Source organism: Xanthobacter autotrophicus (genome assembly GCF_030015065.1).
GTDB classification, from domain to species: Bacteria; Pseudomonadota; Alphaproteobacteria; order Rhizobiales; family Xanthobacteraceae; genus Xanthobacter; species Xanthobacter autotrophicus_D.
In genome coordinates, this window is the sequence record NZ_JAIVFN010000145.1 from 1 (window position 1) to 8,886 (window position 8,886).

Consider the following 8,886-nt stretch of genomic DNA (forward strand, 5'->3'; position numbering starts at 1 on the left):
CTGCAGTCTCGTGGGCTCGGAGATGTGCATAAGAGACAGGGGGCGTAGGCGGCGGGCTCGGGCGTGGTGCGGTCCGCGCCATCCGCCGCGCTGGTCGCCAGACGCTCATCCAGCAGGCGGTGGGTGTAGTCGAAGGTCGGCCCCAGCACCTGCCCGCCGGGCAGGTCCTTGAAGGTGGCGGAGATGCGCCGGCGGACCCGCATGGCGCCCGTATCCACCGGCACCGAGGCGCCGAAGCGCGGCAAAGTGGTGCGGAAGGCGCGGGCGAGGAAGATCGCCTCGATCAGGTCGCCCCGCGCCTGCTTGATGGCGAGGGCCGCCAGCTCCCGGTCATAGAGCGAGCCCTCGGCCATCACCCGGTCCACCGCGAGGGACAATTGCCCGGCGATCTGGTCGAGCCCGATCTCGGGCACCGAGGCGTCGCCGCGCCGGCGACTGGCGAGCAGCGCATGGGCATTGCGGATGGCGGCCTCGCCGCCCTTCACGGCCACATACATGGGGTCAGTCCTGCGTGTGGGGAGCGAGGGAGCGCGGCAGGCCGGCGATGACGCCCGGTGCGCACAGGATGAGGTCGATGCCGAGCGGGTAGAGCGCCCGGTTTGCCGCAAGCCGCCGGGCGAAATCCGACGGCAGGGGAGCGGCGGCGAAGGCGTGCCGGCCCTTGATGCCGGGGCCTTCCAGCACCAGCGCGCCTGCGCCCGGCATGGCCTCGCCCGGCTTCTGTTCGCCCATGCCTTTCACCTGGACGAGCAGCGTCGCCGAGCGGTCGGGATAATCCGGCTCGCCCTGGGCGAAGCGCGCGAAGTCCGGCAGCGTCGCGCCGTCGCCCATCAGGGCGAAGCGGGCGGCGGCCGGGTCCGCCACCAGCGGCGCGCCGGTGTGGAAGCGCAGGAAGGCGGCCACGTCCGGCGCCGCCGCCAGCGTTGCGTCGAGATAGACCGGCGTCTCGTAATCCAGCAGCGCCAGCGCCGCCGCCGCCATCTCCGGCGAGAGCGGCGACGGGGGCGCGAGATCGCTCGCCAGCGGCACCGGGCGGGCCGGCTCGGCCATGGCCCGCATGAGCGCCGCAAAGGCGCGCTGGGCGTCGTGCACCGGATCGGCGAAGCCGGCGGCGAGGGCAGGGGCCGCGGCGGTGGCGAGCGCGGTCATCAGTCGTCGCCCCGTGTCATGGTGAAGAAGTTGACCTTCGTGGCCTCCGCCTCGGCGGCTGCGGCGGCCTCCTCGGCCGCGAGGCGGCGGCGGATGGGAGCGAGGGCGTCGTTGACCGCGAGCGTGAGCGCCGGGTCCTGCCAGAGGGCGTCGAGGATGGCCGCGGCCTCCGCCTTCTCGGGCGCGCGGCCCAGCATGTAGGAGACGCCGGTGGCGCCGCCCTCCAGCTGCACGGCGGCGCGGGTGACCGTGGCCTCGCCCACGTTGAAGGGCGCGCCATCGCCGCCGGTGCGGCCCTGAACCATCACCAGCCCGGCCTCGGGCGGCCGCAGCTTCCGGACCCGCGGCAGCGGCGAGAAGCGTTCCACCGCCGCCTCCAGTTCGGCGCGGGTGGCGCGGGCATAGAGCGCCATCATGGCCTGCCGCTCGGCAGTGTCGTCCGTCGCCTCGGGGAAAGGCGGGGGCGTCTTCGGTCCGGAAACGGGTGCGTCGGGCCCCATGATCGCCTCGAATGCAGGTGCCCGCCGGGCAGGCACGCGGAAAGGACGCGGGAGCCGTTGCTCCGCTGGACTCTATTTGTATAATAATCTATATAAATAGACAAGACGGCGAGGCCGTCAGGGAGGCGAAAATGTCGGGGACGTCGCGCAGTCTCTCAGCCAAGGGTCACAGCCCGATGACGGACGCGGCCGATGCGCCGGCCGAGGGGCGCGAGGGCGTGGCCCGGGGCTCGGGCGTCACCCTGTGGCGGCAGATCGCCCAGCAGCTGGAGGCGCAGATCCTGTCCGGCGCCCTGAAACCGGGCGCGCGCCTGCCGGTGGAGGCGGAACTGGCCGAGACCTTCGGGGTCAACCGCCACACCCTGCGCCGGGCGCTGGCGCACCTCGCCGAGCAGGGGCTGATCGAGGCCACCGCCGGGCGCGGCACTTTCGTGAAAGAGCCGCCCCTGCGCTATCCCATCGGCGCGCGCACCCGCTTCTCGGAGATCGTCTCGGCGGGCGGGCGCGAGCCGTTCGGCCGCTTCCTCGGCTCCTCGGTGGAGCCGGCATGCCCGGATGTGGCGCGGGAGCTGGCTTTGCCCGAGGGCACCTTGGTGCTGCGCATCGAGAGCATCCATGAGGCGGACGGGGTGCCCATCTCGTTCGGTACCGCGTGGTTCCCCCATGCGCGCCTGCGCGACCTCGACCTGATCTATGCGGCCACCGGCTCGCTGACGCGGGCGCTCGCTACCCTCGGCATCGAGGATTACCGTCGCCGCGAGACCCGCATCACCGCGCGGCCCGCCAATGCGCGGGAGCTGGAGCTGCTGTCGCTGGCCCCCGGCCGGGCGGTGCTGGTGCTGGAGCGGCTCGACGTGGAGCCGAACGGCGTGCCCCTGCAATGGGGCCGCTCCTCCTTCGCGGCGGACCGGGTGCAGCTCGTCTTCAAGGCGTGAGCGCCGGTCTCGCCCGCCCCCGAACAGCTCCGATGCAGGAGGGACAATCCATGGCCGCCATCCGGGACGAGGGCGCGCTGCGCACCCTCTATGGCATGCCGGCGGGGCGCAGCGTCGACAAGGTGATCGACCGCCTCGATCCCCACTGCCGACGCTTCATCGCCCTGAGCCCGTTCGTGCTGATCGCCACGGCGGACGCCCAGGGCGCCGCCGACGTGTCGCCGCGGGGCGATGCGCCCGGCTTCGTCGCCGCCACCGAGCGCGAGCTGCTCATCCCCGACCGGCCGGGCAACAACCGCCTCGATTCCCTGTGCAACATCCTCGCGACGGGGCGGGTCGGGCTGCTGTTCCTCATTCCCGGCGTGGACGAGACCCTGCGCGTGAACGGGCGGGCCGCCATCCATGACGACGCCGGTTTGACGACCCGCTTCGCGGTGGGCGGCAAGGCGCCGCGCACGGTGCTGAAGGTGGCGGTGGAAGAGGCCTATCTCCACTGCGCCAAGGCCTTCATGCGCTCGCGCCTGTGGGCGGCGGAGGCGCAGGTGGAGCGCGCGGCCCTGCCCACCATGGGCGAGATGCTGCGCGACCAGATCGCCGGCAAGACCGGCGGTGCAGGCGGCGAGGCCGAGAGCCAGGAGGCGATGGTCGAGCGCTATCGCGGCATCCTGTACTGATCCCGACGGCCCCGGTCTTTGACCGGCGCCGAGAGGGGGCGCTCAGGCGCCGCGCGGGCTTATGCCAACGGCCGATGAGGCCCACTCACCGGCCGTTGGCATTTGCGCGCCTCACGGCTCCAGCCGGGTCTTGCCGATGATGGAGAAGCGCAGGCGCGAGGAGATGAAGTCGATCGTCGCCACCATGGCCAGCATCATCAGGATGAGGAACGACACCTTCTGCCATTCCAGCACGCGGATCTGCTCGGCGAGGTGCAGGCCCAGCCCGCCCGCGCCCACGATGCCGACGATGGTGGACTGGCGGGCATTGGATTCGAAGTAATAGAGCAGCTGGCTCGCCAGCACGGGGAGCACCTGCGGCAGCATGCCGAAGCGCACCGCCTCCACATCCGACCCGCCGGTGGAGACGATGCCTTCCACCGGTTTCCTGTCCAGCGCCTCCACCGCCTCGGAGAACAGCTTGCCCAGCTCCGCGAAGCTCGCCGTGGCGATGGCGAGGATGCCGGCGAAGGGGCCAAGGCCCACCACCGTGACGAAGATCAGCGCCCAGATCAGCCGGTCCACCCCGCGCACCGTGTCGAGCAGGCGGCGCACGGCGAAATGGGCGAAGATGTTGGGGATCACGTTTTTCGCCGCAAGGAAGCCGAACGGGAATGCCACCACCGCGCCCAGCAGCGTGCCGAGGAAGGCGATGGCCAGCGTCTCGCCCAGGGCGTGGATGTAGAGCGGCAGCTGGGTGCCGGGGTCCGGCGGCACCATCAGCGTGAGGAAGTGGCCGAGCTGGGCGAGGCCGGAGCCGATGCGGTCCAGGTTGAAATCGAGGCGCCAGAAGCTGAACACGGCGATCCCGGCCAGCATCGCGATTATGGCGATGACGCGCAGCCGCTGCGTTGGGGCGGGGCTGAGCGCCTGCGGATAGGCGGCGGCAAGGCGCGCCCGCGCCTCGGCGTCGAGGGTGATGCGGGCGCGGCTCATGCGCGGCCTCCCACGCCAAGCAGCCGGTGGCGGACCTGCTCGGTGGCAAGGTCGATGATCATCACCGTGGCGATGATGAGGAGCAGGATCGCGGAGACATCCGAATAATAGAATTTGCGGATGGCCTCGACGAGGTCCTGCCCGATGCCGCCCGCGCCCACGAAGCCCATGATGGAGGCCTCGCGCACGTTGATCTCGAAGCGCAGCAGCCCGTAGGAGGCGAAATTGGAGGTCACCTGTGGCACCACCGCGAAGCGCACCATCTTGGGCCAGGAGGCGCCGGCGGCCACCCCGCCCTCCACCGGCTTCATGTCGATATTCTCCACCACCTCGGCGAACAGCTTGCCCAGCGCGCCCATGGTGTGGATGGCGAGCGCCAGCACGCCGGGCATGGGCCCGAGCCCGAACGCCACCACGAACAGCAGCGCGAACACCAGCTCCGGCACCGTGCGGCAGAATTCCAGGAAGCGCCGCGCCGTGAGGCGGATGAGCGGGCTGCGCACCAGGTTGGCGCAGGCGAGGAAGCACAGGAGGAAGGCGCCGATGGCGCCGATCAGGGTGCCGAGATAGGCGATCAGGATGGTGTCGAGCAGCAGCTTCAGCCAGTGGTCGAGGTTCCAGTACCACTCGGCGAGGTCGGCGCCGAGGGTCTCCCAGCGCAGGGTGGGCACGATGGAGGCGAAATAGCTGATGAGGCGGCCCGCATTGGCGAACAGCACGCCCGGCTTCACCTCGCCCATCCAGGCGGCGAGGGCGATGCACACCGCAACCACCGCGGCGGCGATGAGGGTGTGCCGACGGCGTTCGCGCACCGCCGCCTCGTAGGCGGCGAGCATGGGCGCGAGCTGCGCGTCGGGAAGACGGGTGACGGCGTGGGCCAAGGGGGTGCCTCTGGGGTGCCTCTGGACGGCGATCGCCCCTATCCCCGCGCGGGGATAGGGGCGTCTTCGTGAAAAGATCAGGACTTCTTCTTGCGCAGCTCGTCCACGAACTTGTTCAGCTCGATGATGCCCACGTAGGATTCGTTGTCCACCGGCTGCCACATCTGCTGCTTGCCTTCATAGATCTTGTCGAAGGCGGCCTTGTCGTTCTTGTCGATGGAGAAGAAGGCGTCGCGGATCTTCGCCTTCAGCTCGGACGGCAGGTCGGCGAGATAGGCGTAGGGCGAGTTCACGATCTGCTCGGACTTGAAGATGATGCGGTAGTCGTCGTACTTCGCCATCCCCTTGCGCTCCATGCGCTTGAGGTTGGATTCCTGCTCGTCGTTCCACCAGTTGAAGGCGGCGTCGCAGGTGCCCTGCTGCACGGCGATCACCGCATTCTCGTGGGAGCCGGCATAGACCACCTTGCCGAAGAACTCGTCCGGCTTGATGCCCATCTTGTTCAGGGAGAAGCGCGGCACGTTGTTGCCGGAGGTGGAGTTGGGGTCCACCAGGCAGATGTTCTTGCCCTTCAGGTCCTCGATGGACTTGTAGGGGCTGTCGGCCTTCACATAAAGCACCGAGCGGTACCCCTTGGTGCCGTCCGCATTCACCTCGATGGCGAAGGCCTCGATCTTGGCGCCGGTCATCAGCGCGCGGGCGAAGGCGGACGGGCCGTAGGAGCCAATGTGGACGTTGCCGGACCGCTGGCCCTCGATCACCGCCGCATAGTCGTTGGCGATGCGCAGGGTCACCTTGGTGCCGAGCTGCCTGGACAGATACTCGGTAAAGGGGGTGTACCGTTCAATCACGCCCGTCGCGTTCTCCGCCGGGACGACAGCGAACACCAGCTCGGGATACTTCGCCTTCCAGTCCTGCGCGGCCGCGGCGCCGGCGGAGACGGCGAGCGCGGCACAGGCCGCGATCAGGGTACGACGGTTCAGCATTCAGGGCTCCTGTCGGCAGGGGTCGGTTTCAAGCGAGCGGATGCGCGGCCGTGCGCATGGCCGGCGCGGGGCGGCGGGCGGTCAGGCCAGCGCCGCGGCTTCTGGAATGGCGCCGCCGAAGGCGGGCTTGCCCGCGGGCAGGTCCATCACCTCTCCGGCTTCGAGGCCGTAGAGGTCGTGGGCCACCTGCTCGGTGAGGGCGGCCGGCGCGCCGTCGAACACCACGCGGCCCTGCGCCATGCCCACGAGGCGGTCGCAATAGGTGCGCGCGAGGTCGAGGGAGTGCAGGTTGCACAGCACGGTGATGCCGAAATGCTTGTTGATGCGCAAAAGCGCGTCCATCACGATCTTGGTGTTGCGCGGATCGAGGGAGGCGATGGGCTCGTCGGCGAGGATCAGCGCCGGCTCCTGCGCCAGCGCGCGGGCGATGGCGACACGCTGCTGCTGCCCGCCGGAGAGGCTGTCGGCGCGCTGGGCGGCGAGCGGTGCGATGTCGAACTGGTCGAGGGCGGAGAGGGCGATGGCCCGGTCCTCGGCGCTCCAGCTCTTGGAGAGCGCGCGCCAGGCCGGCGCGGTGGCGAGCCGCCCCATGAGCACGTTGGTGAGCACGTCGAGCCGGCCCACGAGATTGAACTGCTGGAAGATCATGGCCGCCTCGGCCCGCCACGCCCGCAGGGCGCGGCCCTTGAGGGCGGTCACGTCGCGGCCCTCATGCAGGATGCGGCCGGACGAGGGGTCCTGCAGGCGGTTGATCATGCGCAGCAGGGTCGACTTGCCGGCGCCGGAGCGGCCGATGACGCCGACGAAGGCGCCTGCGCCGATCTGAAGATCGACGTTGGACACGGCCTCCTTGTCGCCGAAGCGGCGGGTGAGGCCCTCGATCACCAGCATCGGGTCGCTCCGTTGCGCGTCGGCCTCCTCATAAGGGCGAAGCGCAACAGCCGTGTGACGTTTGGCCGGCGGTGGAGCCGCAAGGCGTTTTCACGGCAGGGGCGCCGGCGTGTCAGGGAAGTGTCACGGGCGGCGCGCGGATTGTGACAGTAGGGCCGCGGGGCGCGGCCGGGCGCTGCGACCTCCACGCAGAGACGCCGGGGAGGTGAGCCTCCCCGGCGCCGCGGATCGACCGGACCACGCTTTGTTTGTTCTTCGATCCGGCGGGGGGTGCGGCCAGAGGCTCAAACCATCCCGAAGAGCACCGCGCCAATGAAGGCGAAGGCGGCACAGGTCTCGATCATGGTGAGCAGATGGCCGAAGGTCACCTTCTTCCTCGCAAAGTCGATCTCGCAAGAAACCTTAGCAAATTCTCAAAATGCGTGAAGAGGTAAGATGTGCTGCGCTGCGGCCGGCATTCTGCTGCATTGCGTGACTGTCGCAAGGCAAGTGTGCCCCGGTTCTGCCTTTTTCTCGACGCTGCGCCGCAAGCGGAGGCGTCGCCAAACCATAGTGAAATATTGTATTTCAGCGGGAGATGGCGTGTTCCACGAGATTTGCCACCGCGAGCGCCTGCCGGTCACGGCCGAAACGGCCCACGAGCTGGACGCCCATGGGCAGGCCGTCGGAGGTCTGGAGGCCGGCGACGGCGATGGCCGGGCAGCCGAGCAGCGTCCACAGCCGGCAGAACACCGGCGAGCCGGTGGTGGCGAAGCCCTCGGGGGCGGCGCCGGGCGCCGCGAAGGTCATCAGCGCGTCCACCTCCGCGAACAGGTCGCCCAGCTTCTGCCGCGCGCGCTTGGCGGTGCGCCGGGCCAGGTCGTAGGTCTCGGGCGCGATCAGGCGCGCGGCGTCCAGATGGGCGGCGAGCTGCGGCGAGAGGCCGTCGCGGTCGTATTCATATTCGTCGGCGAAGGCGAGGGCGGCCTCGAAATCCTGGATGGTGGCATGGGCGGCGTCGGCGGCCTCCAGCTCCTGCAGCAGATCGAGGTCGAACACGCGCGCGCCCATGGCCTCGGCGGCGCGGGCGGCGGTGTCCAGCGCGGCATGGGCCTGCGCCGAAGCCTGGGCGGCGCGGGCCGTGCGCACGATGGCGATGCGCGGGCGCTCCGCCGTCTCGTCGCCGATGTCGAGGTCGCGGCCGGTGATGGCGGCGGCGGCGAAGGCGGCGTCGCGCACCCGCGCGGCGATGAGGCCCATGGTGTCGAGATGCCAGGAGAAGGTCTTCATGCCCAGCGTCGGCAACAGGCGGAAGGTGGGCTTGTAGCCGGTCACCCCGCAGAAGGCGGCGGGGCGGATCACCGAGCCGGCGGTCTGGGTGCCGATGGCCACGGGCAGCATGCCCGCCGCCACCGCCGCCGCCGAGCCCGCCGACGAGCCTCCCGGCGTGTGGGTGAGCCGGCGCGGGTTGCGGGTTTGCGACGGCTTCAGGAAGGCGAATTCGGTGGTCACCGTCTTGCCCACCACGAGGCCGCCGGCGCGGCGGGTCATGGCCACCACGGGGGCGTCGTTGCGCGGACGATGGCCGGCATAGAGCGGGCTGCCATAGGCGGTGGGCAGGTCCCGCGTGTCGATGATGTCCTTCACCCCCACCGGCAGGCCGGCGAGGGGCAAAGCGGCAAGGCCCGCTTTGTCCGCCGCCGCGCGCGCCCGGTCGAGGTCGAGGGCGGCGAAGGCGCGCACCTGGCTTTCGCGGGCGGCGATGGCCTGCGCCACGTCTTCCAGCACGGCGCGGGGCGTGGTGCGCCCGGCATGGAGGGCGTCGGCCAGATCGCGGGCGAGAAGGAGGGACATGACGGGACTCGGGGGCAGGGGCAAAGGGCGCACACCATGCGCAGGCGGCGGCGGTGGCGGCG

Annotated in this window: 10 protein-coding genes; 2 read left to right on the forward strand and 8 right to left on the reverse strand. The window is 70.4% G+C overall.

From position 1 onward, the window contains the following. From K9U40_RS20345 to phnG, 3 genes are all read right to left on the reverse strand, one after another. The coding region (locus K9U40_RS20345) for a carbon-phosphorus lyase complex subunit PhnI (protein WP_282891942.1) at window positions 1-497 on the reverse strand (497 nt) is incomplete at its 3' end. A gap of 4 nt (window positions 498-501) precedes the next feature. Then, window positions 502-1,149 carry a phosphonate C-P lyase system protein PhnH gene (phnH, locus tag K9U40_RS20350; protein ID WP_282891943.1) on the reverse strand — a complete coding sequence of 216 codons (648 nt, stop codon included), beginning with the start codon at window positions 1,147-1,149 and terminating at the stop codon, window positions 502-504. Further along, window positions 1,149-1,649 carry a phosphonate C-P lyase system protein PhnG gene (gene phnG / locus K9U40_RS20355; protein WP_282891944.1) on the reverse strand — a complete coding sequence of 167 codons (501 nt, stop codon included), beginning with the start codon at window positions 1,647-1,649 and terminating at the stop codon, window positions 1,149-1,151. The genes phnH and phnG overlap by 1 nt, the downstream gene beginning before the upstream one ends. Before the next feature lie 176 nt (window positions 1,650-1,825). On the opposite strand from phnG, the gene phnF reads away from it, so the two are divergent. Beyond that, complete coding sequence (gene phnF / locus K9U40_RS20360) at window positions 1,826-2,584, forward strand: phosphonate metabolism transcriptional regulator PhnF (protein ID WP_282891945.1); 759 nt, start codon at window positions 1,826-1,828, stop codon at window positions 2,582-2,584. Between the two features lie 50 nt (window positions 2,585-2,634). Beyond that, complete coding sequence (locus tag K9U40_RS20365) at window positions 2,635-3,258, forward strand: pyridoxamine 5'-phosphate oxidase family protein (protein WP_282891946.1); 624 nt, start codon at window positions 2,635-2,637, stop codon at window positions 3,256-3,258. 111 nt (window positions 3,259-3,369) lie between these two features. Here K9U40_RS20365 and phnE (K9U40_RS20370) read toward each other — a convergent pair whose 3' ends face one another. The 5 genes from phnE (K9U40_RS20370) to K9U40_RS20390 form a co-directional block, all read right to left on the reverse strand. Further along, window positions 3,370-4,233, reverse strand: a complete 864-nt coding sequence (gene phnE / locus K9U40_RS20370; RefSeq protein ID WP_282891947.1) for a phosphonate ABC transporter, permease protein PhnE — start codon at window positions 4,231-4,233, stop codon at window positions 3,370-3,372. Then, window positions 4,230-5,114, reverse strand: a complete 885-nt coding sequence (gene phnE / locus K9U40_RS20375; RefSeq protein ID WP_282891948.1) for a phosphonate ABC transporter, permease protein PhnE — start codon at window positions 5,112-5,114, stop codon at window positions 4,230-4,232. The genes phnE (K9U40_RS20370) and phnE (K9U40_RS20375) overlap by 4 nt, the downstream gene beginning before the upstream one ends. Before the next feature lie 77 nt (window positions 5,115-5,191). After that, window positions 5,192-6,100, reverse strand: coding sequence for a phosphonate ABC transporter substrate-binding protein (phnD, locus tag K9U40_RS20380; RefSeq protein ID WP_282891949.1), 909 nt, complete (start codon window positions 6,098-6,100; stop codon window positions 5,192-5,194). Window positions 6,101-6,181: 81 nt separating this feature from the next. After that, window positions 6,182-6,991 (reverse strand): phosphonate ABC transporter ATP-binding protein, encoded by an 810-nt coding sequence (gene phnC / locus K9U40_RS20385; RefSeq protein WP_282891950.1) that lies wholly within the window; start codon window positions 6,989-6,991, stop codon window positions 6,182-6,184. Between the two features lie 567 nt (window positions 6,992-7,558). Beyond that, window positions 7,559-8,824: an amidase gene (locus K9U40_RS20390; protein ID WP_282891951.1), complete on the reverse strand. Its 1,266-nt coding sequence runs from the start codon at window positions 8,822-8,824 to the stop codon at window positions 7,559-7,561. Window positions 8,825-8,886: the final 62 nt, after the last annotated feature.

Bases quoted from the DNA above. Each gene is read 5' to 3' on its own strand.
- phnH (WP_282891943.1), bottom strand. From the start codon at position 1,149: ATGACCGCGCTCGCCACCGCCGCGGCCCCTGCCCTCGCCGCCGGCTTC.
- phnG (WP_282891944.1), bottom strand. From the start codon at position 1,649: ATGGGGCCCGACGCACCCGTTTCCGGACCGAAGACGCCCCCGCCTTTC.
- phnF (WP_282891945.1), top strand. From the start codon at position 1,826: ATGACGGACGCGGCCGATGCGCCGGCCGAGGGGCGCGAGGGCGTGGCC.
- K9U40_RS20365 (WP_282891946.1), top strand. From the start codon at position 2,635: ATGGCCGCCATCCGGGACGAGGGCGCGCTGCGCACCCTCTATGGCATG.
- phnE (WP_282891947.1), bottom strand. From the start codon at position 4,233: ATGAGCCGCGCCCGCATCACCCTCGACGCCGAGGCGCGGGCGCGCCTT.
- phnD (WP_282891949.1), bottom strand. From the start codon at position 6,100: ATGCTGAACCGTCGTACCCTGATCGCGGCCTGTGCCGCGCTCGCCGTC.
- phnC (WP_282891950.1), bottom strand. From the start codon at position 6,991: ATGCTGGTGATCGAGGGCCTCACCCGCCGCTTCGGCGACAAGGAGGCC.
- K9U40_RS20390 (WP_282891951.1), bottom strand. From the start codon at position 8,824: ATGTCCCTCCTTCTCGCCCGCGATCTGGCCGACGCCCTCCATGCCGGG.